We start from the raw sequence: 22,402 nt of genomic DNA, 5'->3' as shown, positions 1-22,402 counted from the left end.
CTCCTTACTGCATACAACATTTTTTATACTTCTTACCACTACCACAGGGACAAGGCTCATTGCGCCCAATCTTCGGCTCGGCACGAATCACCTGCTCCACCAACTGCGCATCATCTTCGTCTTCATCATCAGCGTCGTCCTGCTCGACCTTGTAGTTATGGCGTGGTGTAGCACGTTCCGTGCGCAACCCCATGCCCAGTTCCACATCCTCCAAATCACCGCTGACCGTCCAATCCACCTGATCTTCCGCAAACGCTCGCCGAATCTCAGGCATCGCCTCCACCGCCCGCAACGCCACCAACTCCGCCACGATCAACCCGCGCAAACCATAATCTCGCACTGCCGAATGCTGCAAAGCATACACCAGCCGCTCAATCACCGGCTTACGCAACTTGCTGTGGCGCTTGCCTGTTTCCACCAAGCACTGCAACGCCAGCGGAATCGCGAACTCGTCGTTACGCTTATCCAACACATAATCCAACAGCGGATCAAGTGCCGCATCACAAGCCGCAGCCACCACCGTCGGAATTTCATCCACCGCCCAATCGTCTTCTGCCACTACGTCGAAAATGCCGATCAGCTCATGCAACCCCGCAGGCATCAAATGCAGCAACGCCCGCCAAGAATGCAACGGAACCCAATAATCCTCCCTCTCGCTTTCCAAAAAACTATTATCCGCCACTAACTCCACCAGCGTGGACGCATCCGCCGCCGTAAAACCATAACGGGAATAGTCGCGCCAAGGCTTGTTATCCGGTGGCTCTCCGAGAGAGGCTAAAATTTTCACAATACTTTTCTTATCCACGTCAAATCCTTTTCCTGTTTGTCAGCACCAAACCTACGACGACCAATATCATCCCTGCCACATGGTAAAACTGCAAGCGCTCCCCTAACAACAACGTCGCCAACAAAATCCCAAACACCGGCATCAAATGGCTGAACTGCCCGGTACGGCTCACCCCCAGCTTTTGCGTCGCATGATTCCAGAACATATACGACAATAACGACGGAAATACCGCCACATACGCAATACTCGCTAGGCTTACCTCCGTCACCGGCATGGTCTGAAACGTCACACTTTCATACACATACAACGGCAAAATCGCCAACGCTCCCAAGGTAATCGAAAACCCCAGAATCGGCATTCCCTTCAAACCTTCCGGCAACTTGCGCAGCAACACCGTGTACAACGACCAATCCAGCGTTGCCAACACAATCCACATATCGCCGCGATTGAACGCCAACTGCTGCAATACCTGCCAATCCGCCTTGGTAATTATCACCAATACGCCCACTAACGAAACGCCAATCCCCAGCCATTGCGCCAGCGTACTTTTTTCCTGCAACACCAATCCCGCCAGCAAAATCATCGTGATTGGCGTAACCGATTGCAGCAACACCCCATTGGTCGCTGTCGTCGTTTGCAAGCCGACATACACCAAACTGTTGAAACCCGCGATCCCCAACACCGCTAACGCCAGCACCAAGCGCCAATGTTCACGCACCAACGGCAACGCCGCCCGCATCGAACCCCACGCAAACGGCAATAACAGCAACGCAGCCACCGCCCAACGCCAAAACGACAAGCCCAACGGCGGCACATCCGCATGAATCGCCCGTGCCAAATTAAAATTACCCGCCCAGAACAGAATCGTTAGCACCAACAATAAATAGGGAGAGAAACGGTCAAGAAATGAAGTTTGCATCCGCCGCAGTATAGTCGATGGTCTATCTCACCGCATTCCCTGCCACCACCAGTCAGATACTTCTCAATTCCTCAAAGATTCCGCTAAAATTAATTTTCTGTTGGAAGTACGCTACAGTAGTACCACATTACCACAAGGCCAGAAGATTCAGTGAACACTGCTACAACCCCAAACCCTGCGTTGCTTCAGCAACTGAAAGATATTCTGCCGGAAGAAGCCATTCTCACCGCAAAGGAAGATCTGCATCCTTATGAGTGTGATGGATTAACTGCTTATCGGCATTTGCCCCTCGCAGTGGTATTACCCACTACGACCGAACAAGTGCAACTGATCCTCAAAACGTGCTCGCGCTTAAAAGTACCCGTCGTGGCACGCGGTGCTGGCACCGGTTTATCGGGGGGTGCTTTGCCCCATGAAGGTGGAATTGTCCTCAGCCTTGCGCGTTTCAAACAAATTTTGGAAATCGACACTGCCAATCTGCACGCGCGTGTCCAACCGGGGGTGCGCAACCTCGCTATCAGCCAAGCAGTGGACCATCTAGGACTATTTTACGCCCCCGACCCATCGTCACAAATTGCCTGCTCGATTGGCGGGAATGTGGCGGAAAATTCAGGCGGGGTGCATTGCCTGAAATACGGTTTGACGGTACACAATATTCTCGAAATTCAACTCGTCACCATTGACGGCGAACTCATGACCATCGGCAATGACCGCCAAGACACCCCCGGCTACGATTTACTGGCATTGCTGACCGGCTCGGAAGGCATGTTGGGGGTGGTCGTCGAAGTATTGGTCAGACTCACTGTAAAACCCGATACGGTGCAGGTGTTAATGGCAGATTTCGCAGCGGTGAATGATGCCGGTGATGCCGTGGCAGCGATTATCAGCAAAGGCATTATTCCCGCTGGATTAGAGATGATGGATAACCCCGCGATTCGTGCCGCCGAAGATTTCATCCACGCAGGCTACCCCATCGACGCCAACGCCATTTTGCTGTGTGAACTTGATGGCACCGAAGATGAAGTCAGCGAACAAGTCGCCCGTGTCAGTGCCATTCTCAAAAATCACCGAGCAGGCACGATTCACATTGCCAAAACTGCTGCTGAACGGGCGCGTTTGTGGGCGGGGCGCAAAGCCGCTTTCCCTGCCGTGGGGCGTATCTCCCCCGATTATTACTGCATGGATGGCACGATTCCCCGCAAACATCTGGCGCATGTATTGAACAAAATTAATGACTATTCGCAGCAATACGGCTTAGGGGTTGCGAATGTGTTCCACGCGGGTGATGGTAATTTACATCCCTTGATTCTTTACGATGCCAATCGCACTGGTGAATTGGAAAAAGCCGAACGTTTCGGTGCCGATATTCTGGAATTATGTGTTAAAGTGGGCGGCTCTATTACGGGCGAACACGGCGTTGGGCATGAAAAGCTGGACTCGATGTGTGTGCAATTTGGCGAAGCAGAACTCGAAGTCTTCCACGCTGTCAAACGTGCATTCGACCCTGACGAATTACTAAACCCCGGAAAAGCTGTCCCTACCTTGCACCGTTGCGCAGAACTGGGTGCAATGCATGTCCATCACGGGCAGCTTTCCCACCCTGAACTGCCAAGATTTTGATTCGGGCCTGATATGATTGCTGATAACGATATAACCTCAACATTGCAAGAACAGGTCGTAGCAGGGATTGCTGCAAACCAACCGTTAACCATCATCGGCGGTGGCAGTAAAGCCTTTTACGGCAACGAAACCCAAGGCACCGCCTTACACGTTTCCCCCCATACAGGCGTGATGGCTTACGAGCCATCGGAGTTGTGTATCACCGCCCGCGCGGGGACGCGCTTGCAAGACATTGAAGCTTTGCTTGCTGCCAATGGGCAAAAACTGGCATTTGAACCACCCTGCTTCAGCGCAACCTCTACCATCGGTGGCGTAGTCGCTGCGGGTTTATCCGGCCCCGCCCGCCCTTGGGCAGGTTCGGTGCGTGACCATGTATTAGGCGTGAAGCTAATCACTGGCTACGGCAAAGTGGCAAGCTTTGGCGGGCAAGTCATGAAAAACGTTGCGGGTTACGACATTTCGCGATTGATTACCGGCTCTATGGGAACACTTGGGGTCATTCTGGAAGTTTCCCTGAAAGTCATGCCGCGCCCCGTTACCGAACTGACCCTAGCGCTGGAAATGCCCAGCGAAGAAGCGTTTGAGTTAACCACCACCATGCGCCGCTCCACTTTTCCGTTGAGCGCCACTTGTTATTTTGACGGTTGCCTCTACCTGCGGCTGAGTGGCGTACCCAGTCATGTATTTGCCTCACACCGTAAAATTGGTGGCGAAGCGATTAATAATGCCGATGAATTCTGGTTAGCCTTGCGCAACCAAACCCACGAATTTTTCCAGCAATACGACCGCCCGTTGTGGCGTTTATCTTTCCCGCCTGCCACCAACGTCATCAGTCGTCTGGAAGGCAACTCCTTGGTGGAATGGGGTGGCTCACAACGCTGGGTCTACACCAATATTCCGGTCAACCTGATCCGCAACATTGCACACAAAGGCGACGGTCACGCCACAGTGTATCGCGGCAGTTTGCCGGGGGTTAACCCCTTCCATCCACTCGCCGATAATCTACGCAATGTGCAACAGCGCTTGAAACAAGCGCTGGATCCGCACGGTATTTTCAACCCTGGTCGAATGTACAAGGACTGGTAATGCAAACCCAGATACTCTCCGCACTGCGGCACACCTCGGCTGGCAAAGTCGCCGAAGATATTTTACGCCGTTGCGTACACTGTGGCTTTTGCAATGCAACCTGCCCGACGTATCAATTGCTTGGCGATGAAAACGATGGCCCACGCGGGCGTATTTACCTCATCAAACAATTGATGGAAGGCAATCTGGAAAACACCCCAGACAGTGGGCGCAAAACGCTGCAACATCTTGATCGCTGCCTGCTGTGCCGCAGTTGCGAAACCACTTGCCCCTCTGGCGTGGAGTACGGCAAACTGTTGGACATTGGGCGGCATCTCGCTGAAGAACATGCTGGACGTGAACGTGCGGACAGAACCCTGCGTAAGCGCCTGCGTACCTACTTACCCAAAACCAACTTGTTTGGTTTAGGTTTGAAGCTGGGACGCACCTTTAAACCTTTGTTGCCAGACAAACTAGCCAGCAAAATTACTGCTCCACGCCCCGCAGGCGATTGGCCCAAAGCACGCCACAACCGCTGGATATTAGTACTGGATGGCTGCGTACAACCGGCACTTTCCCCCGACATCAATGCTGCTACTGCCCGGGTATTGGATAAATTAGGCGTCAGCTTAGTAACGGCTCCAAAAGCAGGCTGTTGCGGTGCTATCAGCCAACACTTAGGCGCACCGGAGGCTGCCTTAGACTACATGAGGCGTAATATTGACGCGTGGTGGCCTTATTTGTATCGCAAAGAAGGTGCAGTGGAAGCCATTGTCACCACCGCTAGTGGTTGTGGTGTTATGGTGAAAGAATACGCGCATCACTTGCGCCATGACCCAGAATACGCCATCAAAGCCGAGCGTATTTCCCATTTGTGCAAGGACATTGCCGAAATCATCGCCAAAGAAAATTACCAGCAATTGGCTCCTAGCCAAGCCACCCGCATTGCATGGCATCCACCTTGTACACTGCAACACGGGCAAAAAATTCGCGGCGTGGTCGAAAACATTCTCACCGATTGTGGTTATGTCTTAACGCCCGTAGCAGATGAGCACCTGTGTTGCGGTTCAGCGGGTACATATTCAATTTTACAGCCGGAACTCTCCCAGCAACTGCGCCACAATAAATTGGCTAATTTGACCGCAAACGCACCAGAAATGATTGTCACCGCCAATATCGGTTGCCAAACACATTTGCAGGAAGGTAGCGACTTACCGGTAATGCACTGGATTCATTTGCTCGATAAAACAAATTCATAAAACCAAACTGACATTTGCAACGACTCACTTTATACTCATGCACAGCATCATGCAGTGTCGGTGAAATGAGGCTCTACTTGTTGTTTAAGTAAGCATCATTGGAAAGGGAGGCCCCGTGCAATGCGGGGCTTTTTTACATTAGCCCGCAACGTCTCTCAGAAAAAAAGTAGCCAACGCTAAATCGGCCGGGCGGGTAATCTTAATATTACGGGCATCACCTTCCACCAAAATAGGATGCAACCCCGCATACTCCAGCGCCGAAGCTTCATCGGTAACAGCCAAGCCTTTTTGCCAAGCATCCGCTAATGCTGCTTGCAATACGCCCAAGGTTGCCATTTGTGGGGTAAGGGCGTGCCACAAACCATTGCGCTCTTCGGTGTGGGAAATGTGTGCACCATCGGCTTGCGCACGTTTCATGGTGTCACGCACCGGTACAGCCAGAATCGCACCGGCAGCCTCCATATATCCTGCTGCCAACAATTTATTCAAGTCTTGGCGACTTAGGCAAGGGCGGGCGGCATCATGTACCAACACCCCTGTTTCGGGAGGAATGTGCAGGGTATCTGTTAGATAAGTCAAAGCATTCAATACAGAATCAGCCCTTTCCCGTCCGCCAGGGGCAGTATAAAGGTTGCGCTGCGTAGCCAGTGTTGTTGCCATGAGTTCTGCCCAAAAGGGGTCACCGTCACTGACGGCGACCACTATCCCCGCAACGGCCGGATGTCCTACAAAACACTCAAGGGTATGCTCAATAACGGTTTTTTCAACTAAAGGCAGGTATTGCTTAGGGCGATCAGCTTGCATGCGCACACCAACGCCAGCAGCGGGGATTACAACCCAAATCTTATTCGACATTAGGAGCCGCCTTAGCTTGTGACACGGGCAGCGTGGCTACTGGATCGGATTTCAGGATGACCTGATAAAACGTTTCACCTTGGCGTACCATGCCGAGTTCACTGCGGGCGTGTTCCTCAACCGCCTCATCGTCTTTGGATAAACCGACAACATCCATTTGCAACTTGCGCTTGATTTCGGCCTGCTCGTCATTTGCAGCATTCTGCTGCTCAATCTGTTGCTCCAGACGCCGAATGTCAGGGTAACTGGCAGGGCCTACCCACAGACGAATAAACAAAACGAAAGCCAGTAAGCCAAGACCCCAGAATAAAATACGTGTCATGTTCATAAATTAAAATGTTAAAAATCGTAAAAGCTATTCATAGCCAAAGAATAGCAGATGATACCGCTACGCTGGCAAAAACATTGGACACCTCACCCAAAATTTCCATTGAATAGGCAAATAATACCACTCATCAGCAAATCACCATCGCTGGGATTTTACTTACCAAACACTTGAGCATTATTAATTACTATAAAAACATGTGGTGTGGAGTATTACTGAGTGTTTCTGTTCATATTACACATCATCCAAACAGGTCGCTGATTGACAGCAGCCTTCATTGCATAATGACAAGGAGATTAGTCATGACATACATTAATAGTGGATATGGGGCAAGCAATTACAGCAACAGTCTCAACTCGCAAGATCTTTCCAGCACCACCTCAACCAGTAATACGCAACCGAGTGCCAAAGCCACAGAAAGCTTTAATAAAAGTATGCAAGGTTCCGAGCAAGGCGCAGCCGGAGATATGGATATTTCCAAGTTAGTTGCCTTGATTGAACAATTTCTGAAAACCCTGAAAGGTGGTGGCTCCGAAGGTGGCTCCCAAGCTGAAGGTGGTCAAGGTGGTGGTTCTGCGGGTGGTAGCGGTTCAGGTTGCGCAGGTGGTGGTCACGCTGGCAACACTGGCTCCACCAGTGGCAGTGAAGGCAGCGCGGGCGGTGCAGGTTCCCTGGGTGGCAGCGAAGGCAACGGCGGCGGGGCGGTTAACAACACTGGCGGTGGCAGCAAAGGCGATGCGGCTGGCGGTCAAACGCACGGTAGCGGTGGTCATGGTGGTAACAGTCAGGGCGGCTGTGGTGTAGGCAATAACTCCGGCTCAACGGGCGGCACTTCTACCGGTCATGGTGGCAATGTTGGCGGTAGTGGACATGGTGGCAGCACCTCAACGGGTGGTAGCGATAATACTGGTTCTGCCGGTGGCAGCAAGAGCGACAAAGGTGATCACTCTGTCGGCGGTGGCAGCAAGAGCGACAAGGGTGATCACTCTGTCGGCGGCGGTAGCAAGGGCGATAAAGGCGACACTGGCTTTGGCTTCGGCGGCAAAAGCGATGCCGCCGCTGGCAGTCACAACAGCGGTAGCAAAGGCGATTCACCTTCTAGCAGTCACAACAGCGGCAGCAAAGGTGATTCAAGCGGCAGCTACGGCGGCGGCAAAGGTGATTCAGCCACTACTGTTGGTTGCTCCAACAAAGGTAGTGGTAAAGGCAAAGAATAATACTTATTGCCTAGCCTAATAAAAAAGCCCCCAGCCTATCGCTAGACTGAGGGCTTTCTCAGCTCAGGCATTCAGCGGCTAAAATCAGCCCAACTGTTTAAACGCTGATTTTCCCGCATAAGTGCCGTTGCTACCCAACTGCTCGGCAATACGCAGCAACTGGTTGTACTTGGCAATCCGATCAGAACGCGACAATGAACCCGTCTTGATCTGGCAAGCATTGGTCGCCACGGCAATGTCTGCAATCGTGGTATCTTCGGTTTCGCCCGAACGGTGTGACACCACCGCCGTGTAACCCGCTTTATGCGCCATACCAATCGCTTCCAAGGTTTCAGTCAGCGTGCCAATCTGATTAACTTTGATCAGGATGGAGTTCGCAATCCCCTTGTCGATGCCTTCTTGCAAGATCTTGGTATTGGTCACGAACAAATCATCCCCAACGATCTGCACACGCTTGCCCAGCACATTGGTGAAATGCGCCCAACCCGCCCAATCGCCTTCCGCCATCGCATCTTCAATGGTCAGAATCGGGTATTGGTTGACCCAGTTTTCGAGGTAAGCGGTGAACTCTTCCGCGCTGAATTGCTTGCCTTCGGATTCCAAATCGTATTTGCCGTTTTTGTAGAACTCAGAGCTGGCAACGTCCAGACCCAGCCAGATGTCTTGACCCGCTTTGAAACCGGCTTTATCAATCGCTTCCAGAATGACTTCAATCGCCTGCTCGTTGGAGGACAGGTCAGGGGCAAAACCGCCTTCGTCGCCCACCGCCGTGTTCATGCCACGCTTTTTCAGCACGGATTTGAGGTTATGGAACACTTCTGCACCGTAACGTACCGCTTCCGCCATGCTGGTTGCACCGACCGGCAGGATCATGAATTCCTGCATGTCCACGCTATTGTCCGCGTGTGCGCCACCGTTGATGATGTTCATCATGGGCACAGGCAGTTTGTAAGCATCCGCTTTGCCGAGGTATTGGTACAGGGGCAAACCTTGGTCGTTAGCTGCCGCGTGTGCGGTTGCCATTGACACCGCCAGCAGCGCGTTTGCGCCCAAACGGCCTTTGTTTTCAGTACCATCCAGCGTGATCATCGCACGGTCAATACCGCCTTGATCGGTGACATCCATGCCTACCACGGCTTTGGCGATTTCGCCGTTCACGTTAGCAACAGCCGTTTGCACGCCTTTGCCCATGTAACGTGCACCACCGTCGCGCAATTCAATCGCTTCACGCGAGCCCGTGGATGCACCGGATGGCACAGCCGCACGCCCCATCACGCCATTGTTGAGGATAACATCAGCTTCCACGGTAGGATTGCCACGGGAATCGACGATTTCACGCGCCCTTACTGCTTTAATTTCAGACATAATCTCTATTTCCCAATTAAACTTACAAAGTATTTTCTAGCAATTTTTGTGCCTTGATGACGCGATCCAACTCGACCAGCGTGATCAGTAATTCTTCCATGCGATCCATCGGCCATGAATTCGGGCCATCGCTCAGGGCATTAGCGGGGTCGGGGTGCGATTCCATGAATAGCCCAGCAATGCCGACCGCAACTGCCGCACGCGCCAACACAGGTACGTGTTCGCGTTGCCCGCCGGAACAACTGCCCTGCCCGCCCGGTAATTGCACCGAATGCGTGGCATCAAACACCACCGGGCATTGCGTATCGCGCATAATCGCGAGGCTGCGCATATCCGATACGAGGTTGTTGTAGCCAAAGCTATAACCGCGCTCACATACCATGATCTGCTGGTTACCAGTTGCACGGGCTTTTTCGACCACGTTACCCATATCCCATGGCGCGAGGAATTGACCTTTTTTGATGTTCACTGGCTTGCCAGTCCGCGCCACGCTTTGGATAAAATTGGTTTGGCGGCACAGGAACGCAGGCGTTTGCAATACATCCACTACGCTGGCGACTTCATCCATCGGGGTATCTTCGTGCACATCGGTGAGCACGGGTACACCCATCTCGGTTTTGACGCGCTCCAGAATCCGCAAACCCGCTTCCAGCCCTACACCGCGTGCACTGTTGTGCGATGAGCGGTTGGCTTTGTCAAACGACGATTTGTAAATGAAGGGAATGCCCAAACGGGTGGTCATCTCCTTCAGCTTGCTGGCGGTTTCCAGCGCCAGTTTTTCGGTCTCAATCGCGCAAGGGCCTGAAATCAGGAAAAATGGCTGATCCAGCCCTACGTCAAATCCGCACAGTTTCATGATCGTTTGCTGCTCGTTTTGGTTTCGTGATAACGGCGTGCCGCATTGACAAACCCGCTAAACAGCGGATGCCCTTGGCGTGGACGCGAGGTAAATTCTGGGTGGAACTGGCAAGCCAAGAACCAAGGGTGATCTTGCAACTCCACCATTTCGATCAGATTGCCGTCAATGGAAGTGCCGGACAATACCAAACCATGCTTGATCAGCGTTTCGCGGTAATGGTTGTTGAATTCGTAACGGTGGCGATGGCGTTCCACAATTTGTGCCGCGCCATAAGTGGTGCGAGCCAACGAGCCTTCTTGCAATACGCACGCTTGCCCACCAAGGCGCATCGTGCCGCCCAGATCGGAATCGTGGGAGCGCTTTTCAATCGTGCCATCTTCCGCTTGCCATTCGGTGATCAAACCGATGACCGGATGCGGGGAATCCGGCGCGAATTCGGTGCTGTGTGCGCCTGCCAAGCCTGCACAATGGCGTGAAAATTCGATGACTGCGACCTGCATCCCCAAGCAAATGCCGAGGTACGGTATCTTGTTTTCACGCGCATATTGGGCTGCACGGATTTTACCTTCGACACCGCGATTCCCAAAACCGCCGGGGACGAGAATCGCATCGACCCTGCCCAAAACTTCAAAGGCTTGCTCATCGTCAGATTCAAGACGTTCGGAATCGAGGTAATGAATCCGGACTTTGGTATGGGTCTGGATGCCTGCGTGGGTCAGCGCTTCGTTCAAAGATTTATACGATTCGGTCAAATCGACGTATTTACCGACCATTGCCACGGTGATTTCCGCTTCGGGGAATTCCATCGAGCTGACCACATTCTTCCAATCGGAAAGGTCAGCTTCCGGCAAGTTGGTTAACCCCAATTTTTCGGCAACGATGCGATCCAATTTTTGCGCGTGCAGCCACAAGGGAATTTTGTAGATATTGTCTAAATCTACTGCCGAAATAACGGCGCGTTCTTCCACATTGGTGAACAGGGAAATCTTTTTGCGCTCGTTTTCGGGGAACGGGCGTTCGCTACGGCACAGCAAAATATCGGGCTGGATGCCGATGGAGCGCAGTTCCTTCACCGAGTGTTGAGTAGGCTTGGTTTTTAACTCGCCTGCCGCCGCAACGTAAGGCAACAGGGTCAGGTGGATGAACAAGGCATTGCTTCTGCCCTCTTCCACACCCATTTGGCGAATAGCTTCCATGAACGGCATGGCTTCGATGTCGCCGACCGTGCCGCCGATTTCGACCATCGCAATGTCGGCATCACCCGCGCCCGCACTTACACAACGTTTGATTTCGTCGGTAATGTGTGGAATCACTTGCACGGTTGCGCCGAGGTATTCGCCGCGCCGTTCCTTGCTGATCACGGTTTGGTAAATGCGCCCGGTGGTGAAATTGTTGAGCTTGCTGGCTTTGAAACCGACAAAACGCTCGTAATGCCCAAGGTCGAGGTCGGTTTCCGCGCCATCTTCCGTGACGAAGACTTCGCCGTGTTGGAAGGGACTCATGGTGCCGGGGTCAACGTTGATGTAGGGGTCAAGTTTGAGCATAGTGACTTTGAGGCCACGCGCTTCGAGGATTGCACCGAGAGAGGCGGCAGCAATGCCTTTCCCTAAAGAGGAAACCACGCCGCCAGTGATGAAGATGTATCGAGCCATAGGGGGAAATACGCATCCGTGTGAGTCACAATTATGCGGGCGCATCCTACCATAGATGGATGGGTTTTGCTAAGGCAAGAAAAGCGCCTTACGTTGGTGGATGCTCACGCAGATTGACCAATGATACCCAAATCGTGCATGAGTTTATCCAGCGAGACTTGACGCAGTTGTGCCAAGGTCACGAGATGCTGCACACGTTCGGTATCGAATTGCTCAATCTGCTCAATGACTTGAAGCAGTTCAGCGTATTCATTTGCGCTTAGCGTATTTGCACGCTGTTTGTGTGTAAGCAGGTCGTAGCGACTTTGCACTGTGGTGGGAACAGGGCGGTTGATCAGTTGCAGCAATCTACTTTCCTGTTCATTCAGACTGTTGGCTTTGCGTCTGGCACACAGCACCAACACACGCGCAACAAACTGTTCAAGCTCTTCAGTCGGCAGGCTTTCTACGCCGTGCAATAGGTCTTCGGTGGAAACCTGCGAAGTGACTTGTATGGTAGACATGAGTGTTACCTATCAGGTGGTTGCATGGCTAGAGTATGCCACAAACAATGGCAATGAAATTGTCTTACCCCCCATCCCCTCCCTCGCTTGTGTCCCATTCGCTCCACAACACTTGTCCCAACTGGCTATTGGTCTGCTTTTGCATGACCCGACTAGCTGAAGCACAAAAACCGTGGGTAAAACGAAACCCATAACCACCACTGCGGTAGGTAGGACTACCATAATCGCGGTAAGCAGCACGACAGCCACTGCCATTACTGAACCATGAACCGCCGCGCAACACACGATGCTCACCTGTCTCTGGCCCTATAGGGTCGATTAACGACGGCTGTACTGGATAGTTGCTGAACCAATTCTGACACCATTCCTGCACATTGCCGTGCATTTCGTATAAGCCCCAGTCGTTGGGATGAAGAGTGCCAACCTCAACGGTTTGCTGTCTAAATTCGCTTTCCCTGCCGTTGTTGTAAGGTGTTGTACCATTGAAATTGGCTCTCTCAGAATTGATTTGCTCACCGAGGTAAAATGGGGTGCTTGTTCCTGCCCGACAGGCATATTCCCATTGCGCTTCAGTCGGAAGACTCAACTGTAGTTCCTCTTTCATACTGTTCATTTTGCTGATGAAAGCTTGAGCATCATTCCAACTGACATTATCTACTGGGTGATTTTTATCCTTAAAACGACTGAAATTATTTCCCATCACTGTTTCCCACAATGATTGAGTAACAGCAGTGTTAGCCAGCCAAAAGCCTTTGCTAAGAGTAACTTCGTGCTGAATTTCGTTACTCCTGCGTTCTGCCTCATCTTCTGGAGACCCCATTAAGAATGTCCCCGGTTCAATCCAGCGGAAATCCTGCCTCACGCCTTTGTAGGTGAAGCCCATGAACAGGCCGTATTCATCTTCGCCCCAATCGGATGCCCAAGGTTCAGGGAACTCAGTGGGAAATATTTTGTGGGTTCGCATAATCACTTTCCGTTCCCCTTCATGCCGTTTTCTTAAAAATTAAAAAATACTTTCCTTGCGCACAAAAAATCTAGCTACATATGGAAATTGCCTTCCGGCTCATAGCCCAATGGAACAGGGCTTGGCAACTGCTTTAGATGCTCCAACTCCCCACTACGAGTATATTTATCAAACAAATAATCATTACCCTTCCCTTGCAAATACTTGCCTCTCTTCCTTTCAATCCAAGCACTGCACACAACACCGACAAATTTTGGGTAATGTTGCTTTTTAGCCAAGGGGCGCGAGGTAGAAAAAGATTCTCGCTCATTACCAGATAAATTGGCTTGGGGATGTTTATTATGATCGTACTTCCACCATACACTGATTTTTACCTCACCAAAGCCTATTCCAGTCCAAGCGATTATAGAGTTATAGCCTGTGATATTGGTTTCAATATATGCTGCATCATCGCTTGTCTCGCCATCCCAATCTAACGAAAGTAGTCCTCGCATGAGCAATTCATTCAATCCCAACATCATCAGTTTTCTATAAGGATTCATGTCTTTTTTTACATTTATCCCATGCACTTCATCATGAGTGTCCCTAGCTGCGGCTGGCTTGGTCATATTTAATTGAACTGGCTGAAGCTCAAGACATCGGGCAAGACGAAAACCATAGCGCCCTATTCGAGCAGTTGGATCAAAATGTTCACGGTAAGCAGAACGACAATGCCCACCATCGGATATCCACGAGCCACCACGTAGCACACGGTCAAAACCTGACGGTAACACTTGTGGTTCGGCTACCTCCTGCGTTGGATACGAACAATAGTAATCCTGACACCACTCATACACATTTCCATGCATTTCATACAAGCCCCAATTGTTGGGAGTAACGCTACCCACTTCAAAAGTCTGACCCAAAAATCTACTTTTACTGCTGTTGTTATAAGGGTAGTTGCCATCATAATTAACAATTTCCGAACTAATTTGCTCACCAAAGTAAAACGGGGTAACTGTTCCCGCCCGACATGAATATTCCCACTGTGCTTCAGTTGGGAGGCATAACCGTAGCTCCTCTTTCATTTCGTTCATCTTATTTATGAAGACTTGAACATCGTCCCAACTAACCTTTTCCACAGGGCGGCGCGTACCTTTAAAGTTACTGGGGTTTTCATCCATCACAGCTTCCCATAGGGCTTGAGTTACAGTTGTATCGGCGATCCAAAAGCCTTTGATGAAAGTGACTTCATGTTGAGTCTCATCACTTTCACGCTCTGGCTCATCTTCCGGCGATCCCATTAGAAATCTCCCAGGCTCTATCCAGCGGAAGATCTGCCGCACACCTTTGTAAGTAAACCCCATAAAAATACCGTATTCATCTTCTCCCCAATCGGATGCCCAAGATTCGGGGAATTCATCAGGAAGGATTTGGTGGATTCGAGCCATATTTAAATTTACTTGTATTTTGCTGTTCTGAAAGGAGGAAAATTATGGCTTCGAGCAAGACGGAAACCAAGGTTATCTAAAACTTCACGCTTCACAGGGTCATAATAATCACGAGTCCCAGAACGACAAGACTTTGCATTACTACGCCACGAACCACCGCGTAACACACGATCCGAATCTATCAATCCATAAGAAAAACCCAAATTAACTCCCAAAGGATCTACTACCGGATGTTTTGAATAGTCACCATATTTATCCTGACAACACTCCCATACATTGCCATGCATATCATACAATCCCCAAGCATTGGCAGGATAATTTGCCACCGCGACTGTTCCCGATGCATTGAAATTAGCCTGCTCTTTAGTCAATTCATTTCCAAAAGCATAACGTGTTGTTGTCTCTGCTCGACATGCATATTCCCATTGTGCCTCTGTCGGAAGACATAAACGTAATTCTGCTTTCATCCTGTTAAGTTTACTTATGAAGGTTTGAGTATCATTCCAAGTAACATTTTCTACAGGGTAATTTTCACCTTTGAAACGACTAGGATTTTCACCCATTACTGCCTTCCAGAGAGCCTGAGTCACAGCTGTATCTGCAAGCCAAAAACCTTTGGTTAGAGTAACTTCATGTTGAACCTCATCGCTATTACGCTCCAGTTCATTTTCAGATGCCCCCATCAAAAATATTCCTGGCTCTATCCAACGAAACAGTTGCCGTACATCCTTGTAAGTAAAACCCATGAAAATACCGAAGTCGTCTTCGCCCCAATCAGATGCCCAAGATTCGGGGAACTCGGCTGGAAATACTGTATGTTTACGTGCCATATATTTACCGAATTATTCAAAACTCTATACCATTTTTTATTAAAAAATTAGTTCCTAACTGAGAAATAGATGGAAAATAATCATCTATCCAAAGTCCTACACTAATTCCCTCATGCAACATGAAAACACGCTTCTTCCTACCATTAGTTGCATACACCCGAATACCAGTGTCATGTAATTTTTCATGAATTTCTAACAAATTTTCATTATTATCGCCTCGTAAAGTGCAAACCACAGGTTCCCAATCATGACTACGATAAGCATCAATTAGATCAAGATAAAAATCCATATCCGTCGTAATAGTATTATCAAAGTCCATCACTACAATGCGAGAAGTTGGCGAATCTGCTAATATATAGGCATCAATTCTGAATTCATCAAAGTCGGAAGTTAGTTCATGTTCTCCATTAATTTCAATAGCACTCTTTAGAATATTAAATGCTGCACATGGAAGCTTATTGTTATAGTAAAAAACCAAACCCCTGTCAGATAAAACATTCAAAGGCTTACTTTTCTTTACAAGTGTAACTGTAGGAAGCAAATGGCAAGTTCGTGCTAATCGAAAACCATATGTTTCATGGTGATGAGTTTGGATAATTCGAGAACGATGTGCAGAACGGCAATTTTCACCATCCGAAAGCCATGATCCACCACGCAACACTCGGCGGGTAATAGAAGAATATTCGCCCGGAAGATTACCGTCATACCCATTTTGACACCATTCCCATACATTTCCGTGCATTTCATGCAATCCCCAAGCATTTGGTGGAAAGCTTTTTACCTCAATAGTTCGCTCTCGAAACTCACTGCTTTCACTATTATCGTAAGGAACAGTGCCATCGAAATTAACAAAATCTGATGTAATCAGTTCTCCAAAGTGAAATGGTGAAACACTACCCGCTCGACAAGAATATTCCCATTGAATTTCAGTCGGCAAACACAACTTAAGTTCAGGTTTCATCTCATTCATTCTTGTGATGAAAGATTGAGCATCATCCCAACTGATATTTTCTACTGGGCAATTAGGGTGTATAAACACACTAGGGTTATTGCCCATGACCGCTTGCCATAGTCCCTGTGTCACTGTAGTCTCTGCAATCCAGAAGCCACCGGAAAATATTACCTCATGCTGGGTTTCTTCCACACTAGTAGACCCCCGTCCTAACTGATTCTCTGGAGATCCCATTAAAAATGTTCCCGGTTCACACCACCGAAATAACTGCTTCACACCTTTGTAAGTAAAAGCCATCCACAAGCCATATTCATCTTCCCCCCAATCTGATGCCCAAGATTCAGGAAATTCGTCAGGAAGGATTTTATGGATTCGCACAGTAAACTCCAAAAAATAAAAAACAAATAAGCCCTATTCCATCAATCAAATATGGAATCATATGCATTTTTAAAACTTACCCATACGACGTTTAAATTTATCTTCTGTCATAACTGCAACTAACGGTAACTGAACATCTATAACCAGACGAAAACTAAATCGGTCATTTCCGTCAGACGGATCATCAAACTCTCTCGTAGCCGAACGGCAATACATACCACTATCTCCCCAAGAGCCTCCTCGTAATACTCGATATTTACCTGATGCTGAACCTTCTGGATTAGATATTGAATCTACTGGGTAATCACCATACCAATCTTGGCACCATTCCCAGACATTGCCATGCATTTCATATAATCCCCAAGTATTTGGAGAGTAACTTTTAACCTCAATAGTTTTTTGAATGGCTTTTATGTCAAAACCTGAATCATCCCAAACACCTGAATAATTAACTTTTTCAAGTGATAACTCACCTTCAAAACTGAATGCGCTAGACACACCAGCTCGACAAGCATTTTCCCACTCAGCTTCAGTAGGAAGACGTGGCTTTAGATCTGGATACTTAAAGTTAATTTCCCTTAGAAAGATATTAACATCATGCCAACTGATATTTTCAACCGGGTTATTTTCATTAACAAACCGACTTGGATTATTCCCCATAACATCTTCCCACAAGAACTGGGTACACGCTGTATCAGCCATCCAATATCCCTTTGAGAGTATGACAGGATGTTGATTTTCATATCTACCACGACCAACTTCATATTCTGGAGAACCCATCAAAAAAGATGCTGGCTCTATCCAACGAAAACGTTGAGCCACATGAAACTGTTTTGATGGCAAAATAACATCTATATAAACGCCATATTGGTCATGCCCTATAGATCGCCCCCATCCTTTTGGCAACCAAAGTGGATCATCTGCTGGACTTGGATACCAGACTCCACGCATCAGATTTCCGTTATGATCATAATCAGGCGGATGCCAATACCACCGATAAACATTCCCCACATTATCCTTCGACTCCGCCCACAACCCATGCACATCATTCCCAATCGCCACCGCCCATTCCGGCTTGATCAACGGCTCAACCGAAATCCGCTCCTGATCCGTTTCCAGTTCATAGCTGCGCGTCCCCGCCATTGCAATAGTCGCAGTTTTATCACGCTCGAACCGCAGAATATGCGAAGCCTGCAAATCCTGCTGGGTAGTTGAATTCTTGACGATAAAATCGACGCTGGAATTGAGCGTAGCCAACAAGCTACCTTGCGCCCCAAAACCATCATCACTTTCCGCGCCACCTTCCGGCACAAATACCAACTTTCGTCCTTGCTGGCGGAGTTCATAACGGCGCGGCTGTTTCACACCCGACAAAAACGGCTGCATCAATTCCTTATCGAAACCCGCCGGAAACGGAATTTCCTTACCCGTTGCCAGCGAATGCCGCAACCGAATACCCTTGATTGCCGCCAGTATCGCATTGTGCTGGCGCAAAACATCAGCTTGCTGACGATCTTCAAACCGCCCTGTCCACTGGCTCAAACCCTTGTATTCAGGGTGCTCATTAAACGTTCTGACCAATGCCGCCATGTAACGGCGTGTCGCCTCCTGAACTTCGGTATCGACCTGTTCTGGGCTAAGCTGGATACAGTTCTGTATCGCCTCGAAATACACCACTTCCGGTAAAGTAGCATGATAGCGGGCGATGAAATCAATCATCGCCTGCTGTTGCGGCGCAGGCAATTGCCGGAATGCCTGCAAGAATTGCTCGTGGTCGGACATCTGCCAAACGAATTCATCGCCATGATTCTGGATGGCGGGATGCTGCCACACCGCCGCTTCATGCCCCACATCAAACGCTTCGGACGCTAACAAATAGCGCGTTGCCCGCAACAAACTACTATTGACCCGCACCGCAGGCGCAAGCCGGTTCAGCAATTGCCTGACCTTGGCCTGATGCTCGTCAGGCGCAATGTTATCCGGGCGGACATTCAACACCGGCTGCAAACGGCTGCCCCGATCCCAACTGATGCAAGTGAAATATTTCAGCAAACGTGCATCAATCATCCGCACCGGAACAGGCATCAACACCACCGGGCGGCAACCCTTCGCCGCCAGTTCGCGCCCAAACACCAACCACGCATACAACTTGCGCCGCGACTGGGTTAACGCCCCCAAATCGCTGATGATCAGCAATGGCACATCCGGCGGCGGAGTCACCCACGGCTCGACCACCTCGCGCTCATGCTCCCAGTGATAGACCTGACCACCCGGCTCATCCTCCAGATAGCGCACCTGCAAACCGTACTCGCCGCGCAAGCGCAACAACTTGTCACGCAAATGGATGAAGTCGTAACGCAGCCCAAACGTCCCCGCATTAATATCAACCAGCACACAGGCACTACCCGCCCACGTCTTACGCGACTTGAGCGGCATCCGCCGCAACAACTCACCCTGCGCCACCCGCTTGACCACCTGTTCCATATCCGGTTGCCAACCGCTGCACAGATTGCTCAAAGTGTTATGCAAAAAAGGCCATAACCGCGCCCACGGCACTAGTGGCTGGAACTTGAGCTTCTGGTGTTGCGGCACAAGCGAAACCCGCCCTTGATCCAGCAAAGTTTCATCACTGTCGGTATACCAAGCGGGGTAATCCGTAGGGGACTCATCCCCTTGCTTCAGTGATTCGCGTTTTGTTACGCGGTAGAAGTGCATCCGTTCCTGCTCAACCGGCGGCAGTTCTTTAGGAAGCGGTGGTGGTTCCGCTGGCGGCAGGGTTCCCAGATCAATAATTGGTGGGATATGACGGGCGGGCAAGGGTCTGATTTCTGGCCTTGCTTCCCGTGTAAAACCGAGTGCAGCCGCCACCCCATCCAACTCCTGACCTTTGCCCACCACCCAACAGCGTAGCAAGTCGGCACGGCTGATAATGGCTACCCGCTCAGTCACCATGCAGCACCGGGTATTTTTTCAGGGCAAAATCGCTGATTGCCGCTAACATGGTGTGTTGGTCTTCGCCAGCCTCACCAAACAGTGCCAAGGCTCGCAACATATCGAGATATTCAGCCTGACCCGGCGGAGTCAGCCCCAAATCTTTGGCTGCTTTGCGGTCTTTCAGCAATTGGCGGGCGGCTTCGTGGCGAATATCTGCGGGGCAACGTTCGCCGAAATGCAGTTCACCACGTTTCACCAGCCACTCTTCCAGCTTGTCAGCAGCAGGCAGTTTGAGGTTCAGCACCAAACAACGGCGCACAAACGCAGCAGGCAATTCGCGTTCTTCATTGGTGCTGATAATAATCAAAGGCGGAATGCTTGTACCATTACCCAATGTTTGGTTTACCCACGGGATGGTCACTGCATTATTGCCCAAGGTTTCCAACAAACCATTCGGCAACTCGGCATCGGCTTTGTCGATTTCGTCGATCAGCAATACGCTGCCATGTTCCGGCTTCCAACCCTTCGGTGCTTCGGGGCGTTGCAGTTGGTATTCGCTGTTGGTATGCACTTCATCGGCAGATTTCCAATCCAGCACCCACCACAATGCACCCGGCGAGATGAATTTTTCCGGCTTCAACTCGGCTTTGATTTTGGCATCATCGGTGGTTTCCGTCTTCAGGGTTTGCGCCTTTGCCAAACGCCCGACAGCATCGAAACGGCAAATTAAATCCTGACTTTCACTGCGGGCGTTCACCACTTCCGAAACGAATTGCCGCCCCAATACATGCGCGGCGGCGCGTGCCAACTGGCTTTTGCCTGTTCCCGGCTCACCGCGTACCAGCAATGGGCGTTGTGCCGCCAACGCTGCTTTGAGGGCATTCACCACTTTTTCATCGTCGAAACAGTGCTTGCTGGCAGGCCATGAGCCATAGGCGGGCAGGTCAATGTCCTGATTGGCGTTGAGTTTCTTCAGGTCTTCAATGATCTTTTTCTGGCTCATAGGGTCGGTACTTATTCAACATTTGGTAAAAATCGAAAATAAGCGAAGCAAGGTCAGCATCATCAGGAATCACCAAGACATCCTGACAATCTTCTGTCCGCAATATGATCAATGGTAAATCCGGCAACTTGCGCGTCAATTCCGCCCGAACGTCGGGGTCACTCAGAGGATGGTTGCTGTCACCGGATACAATACAATAGTAGTTGTTTTTTTCCTCATCTTGCCGTTGATGACGATTGCGTATTTGACTCCCCAACCGACGCAGTTTACTTTCCTGATAGTTTTCAGGCAGGTCTTCTGGAAATACCTTCACCCAAACCTGTCGCAGAATACCTGTCACGATGTCATCTTTTTCAAAACCGTGCTCAGGAACGACAAAACCTTCTTTACCCACCGCATCCGAACTGGTCAGGCTGAAAGTGGGTATCCTCTGCAAATGCCGTGAGGTCACAATTTCCACGGCAGTTATCGTCTCGAACGGCATATGCCGAAGATTAGAGCCAGCCGACGCACAACCTTGACGGTATTTATCCATCCAGTCGTCCCGAATAGCATATAGCACCAAACAGGAAAATAAGGTGTCAGCACTATTCGTCAGTTGGTCAACATCTTTGATTACGGCAGGAGAATCCTTATCTGGACTCCCGGAAAGTGCCTGTAACGATAATCGGGTAGCCCGAAAAATATCATTCCGCAGCAAACGCCCCAAAGTATCTTCATCAGCGCAACGTTCCACCAGAATGTCTGCCAACTTATCCGCAGCTTCAGCCGTTCCGTTTAGTTTCAATTGCTCTACGATAGCTTTTCGCAAGATCGACGAATAACTAAGAGATACCACCATCCTAAGCCGTATCGCAGCCATGAACTCTTGGTCGGATTGAGTGGGCAGGAAAAGAGCGGCAGGAGGAATCTGATACAACGGGCAAATCAGATCAAGGACACTGGAATATTTCTGTTCGTTGCAAGTTGTTGTCTGCACAGCAAGTATGTCACCCGCCTGCTTCATCAATTTACCAATCTTGATGACAAACTCTTGATAAAGATTGAGTCGCTCATCTAAAGCAGGATTTATACCAACCCCATTTTTAATAACCAGTGCTTCCAGTTCATCCCTTTTCTGTTTCCAGTGCTGTACCAGTTTGGTGATGGCAGCGGCATCATCCAACTTCAAATCATCTGCCATCACCGGATAGATTTTCTGTTCCAGTCCTTTGTACTGAAGGACATTCATCAGCTCATACAGGCAATACTCAGACTCGAAGTAACGCTGGCTGAAAACGGTAATGACATAACTTGCACCTGCAATGCGCTCCATAAACTTGCTGATCCGCTCACCCGGCTGTAATGTTTTGGCATCCCGAATCAGCTTGATGTTGCGCAAATGGCATTGCTCTCCTAGCCCATCAAGGAAATGACTCTCGTCTTCCAGCTTCCACGAATAGGAAACAAATACACTGATCGTTTTTGCCATTTCCACCGCCTCTT

General features: G+C 49.9%; 17 protein-coding genes and 2 pseudogenes. 4 read left to right on the top strand and 15 right to left on the bottom strand.

Annotated elements, in window-relative coordinates:
* Positions 1-4: 4 nt before the first annotated feature.
* Together BLV87_RS19840 and BLV87_RS11825 are read right to left on the bottom strand one after the other, a co-directional pair.
* Positions 5-130: pseudogene (locus BLV87_RS19840) on the bottom strand (SEC-C metal-binding domain-containing protein); the annotation flags it as partial.
* 676 nt (positions 131-806) lie between these two features.
* Entirely contained in the window at positions 807-1,706 is a 900-nt protein-coding gene (locus tag BLV87_RS11825; protein ID WP_093068935.1) for a DMT family transporter, read from the bottom strand.
* 150 nt (positions 1,707-1,856) lie between these two features.
* On the opposite strand from BLV87_RS11825, the gene BLV87_RS11820 reads away from it, so the two are divergent.
* The 3 genes and pseudogenes from BLV87_RS11820 (at position 1,857) to glcF (ending at position 5,650) form a co-directional block, all read left to right on the top strand.
* A complete protein-coding gene (locus tag BLV87_RS11820) occupies positions 1,857-3,326 on the top strand; it encodes an FAD-linked oxidase C-terminal domain-containing protein (RefSeq protein ID WP_093068933.1) in 1,470 nt (489 codons plus the stop codon).
* Positions 3,327-3,338: 12 nt separating this feature from the next.
* A pseudogene (gene glcE / locus BLV87_RS11815) lies at positions 3,339-4,346 on the top strand (glycolate oxidase subunit GlcE); the annotation flags it as partial.
* Between the two features lie 65 nt (positions 4,347-4,411).
* Entirely contained in the window at positions 4,412-5,650 is a 1,239-nt protein-coding gene (gene glcF / locus BLV87_RS11810) for a glycolate oxidase subunit GlcF (protein ID WP_093068930.1), read from the top strand.
* Between the two features lie 138 nt (positions 5,651-5,788).
* Here glcF and ispD read toward each other — a convergent pair whose 3' ends face one another.
* Both ispD and BLV87_RS11800 read right to left on the bottom strand, forming a co-directional pair.
* Positions 5,789-6,505, bottom strand: a complete 717-nt coding sequence (gene ispD / locus BLV87_RS11805; RefSeq protein ID WP_093068929.1) for a 2-C-methyl-D-erythritol 4-phosphate cytidylyltransferase — start codon at positions 6,503-6,505, stop codon at positions 5,789-5,791.
* Positions 6,495-6,833 carry an FtsB family cell division protein gene (locus BLV87_RS11800; protein WP_093068927.1) on the bottom strand — a complete coding sequence of 113 codons (339 nt, stop codon included), beginning with the start codon at positions 6,831-6,833 and terminating at the stop codon, positions 6,495-6,497. The genes ispD and BLV87_RS11800 overlap by 11 nt, the downstream gene beginning before the upstream one ends.
* Before the next feature lie 299 nt (positions 6,834-7,132).
* Here BLV87_RS11800 and BLV87_RS11795 point away from each other — a divergent pair, with 299 nt between their 5' ends.
* The gene (locus BLV87_RS11795; protein WP_093068925.1) at positions 7,133-8,047 is read left to right on the top strand and encodes a hypothetical protein; all 915 of its coding nucleotides are present in this window, start codon (positions 7,133-7,135) and stop codon (positions 8,045-8,047) included.
* Between the two features lie 84 nt (positions 8,048-8,131).
* Here the strand turns inward: BLV87_RS11795 and eno are convergent, their stop codons facing one another.
* The 11 genes from eno to BLV87_RS11740 all read right to left on the bottom strand — a co-directional run bounded on the left by eno (position 8,132) and on the right by BLV87_RS11740 (position 22,388).
* Complete coding sequence (gene eno, locus BLV87_RS11790; protein WP_093068924.1) at positions 8,132-9,412, bottom strand: phosphopyruvate hydratase; 1,281 nt, start codon at positions 9,410-9,412, stop codon at positions 8,132-8,134.
* Between the two features lie 22 nt (positions 9,413-9,434).
* Positions 9,435-10,268 (bottom strand): 3-deoxy-8-phosphooctulonate synthase, encoded by an 834-nt coding sequence (kdsA, locus tag BLV87_RS11785; RefSeq protein ID WP_093068916.1) that lies wholly within the window; start codon positions 10,266-10,268, stop codon positions 9,435-9,437.
* Entirely contained in the window at positions 10,265-11,923 is a 1,659-nt protein-coding gene (locus BLV87_RS11780) for a CTP synthase (protein WP_175517921.1), read from the bottom strand. The genes kdsA and BLV87_RS11780 overlap by 4 nt, the downstream gene beginning before the upstream one ends.
* A gap of 104 nt (positions 11,924-12,027) precedes the next feature.
* Positions 12,028-12,426, bottom strand: coding sequence for a hypothetical protein (locus tag BLV87_RS11775; protein ID WP_093068914.1), 399 nt, complete (start codon positions 12,424-12,426; stop codon positions 12,028-12,030).
* Between the two features lie 64 nt (positions 12,427-12,490).
* Entirely contained in the window at positions 12,491-13,390 is a 900-nt protein-coding gene (locus tag BLV87_RS11770) for a formylglycine-generating enzyme family protein (RefSeq protein WP_093068912.1), read from the bottom strand.
* A gap of 74 nt (positions 13,391-13,464) precedes the next feature.
* Complete coding sequence (locus BLV87_RS11765) at positions 13,465-14,820, bottom strand: formylglycine-generating enzyme family protein (RefSeq protein WP_093068911.1); 1,356 nt, start codon at positions 14,818-14,820, stop codon at positions 13,465-13,467.
* Between the two features lie 8 nt (positions 14,821-14,828).
* Entirely contained in the window at positions 14,829-15,650 is an 822-nt protein-coding gene (locus tag BLV87_RS11760) for a formylglycine-generating enzyme family protein (protein WP_093068909.1), read from the bottom strand.
* 16 nt (positions 15,651-15,666) lie between these two features.
* Positions 15,667-16,980 carry a formylglycine-generating enzyme family protein gene (locus BLV87_RS11755; RefSeq protein ID WP_245707013.1) on the bottom strand — a complete coding sequence of 438 codons (1,314 nt, stop codon included), beginning with the start codon at positions 16,978-16,980 and terminating at the stop codon, positions 15,667-15,669.
* A gap of 69 nt (positions 16,981-17,049) precedes the next feature.
* Positions 17,050-19,929 carry a formylglycine-generating enzyme family protein gene (locus BLV87_RS11750; RefSeq protein WP_175517920.1) on the bottom strand — a complete coding sequence of 960 codons (2,880 nt, stop codon included), beginning with the start codon at positions 19,927-19,929 and terminating at the stop codon, positions 17,050-17,052.
* Positions 19,922-20,917: an AAA family ATPase gene (locus tag BLV87_RS11745; RefSeq protein ID WP_093068906.1), complete on the bottom strand. Its 996-nt coding sequence runs from the start codon at positions 20,915-20,917 to the stop codon at positions 19,922-19,924. Before BLV87_RS11745 ends, BLV87_RS11750 begins: the two co-directional genes overlap by 8 nt.
* Positions 20,895-22,388 (bottom strand): toll/interleukin-1 receptor domain-containing protein, encoded by a 1,494-nt coding sequence (locus tag BLV87_RS11740; RefSeq protein ID WP_093068905.1) that lies wholly within the window; start codon positions 22,386-22,388, stop codon positions 20,895-20,897. Before BLV87_RS11740 ends, BLV87_RS11745 begins: the two co-directional genes overlap by 23 nt.
* Positions 22,389-22,402: the final 14 nt, after the last annotated feature.

The organism is Thiothrix caldifontis, assembly GCF_900107695.1.
In the GTDB taxonomy this organism is placed as follows: domain Bacteria; phylum Pseudomonadota; class Gammaproteobacteria; order Thiotrichales; family Thiotrichaceae; genus Thiothrix; species Thiothrix caldifontis.
This window is presented reverse-complemented; position numbering and strand designations above follow the sequence as displayed.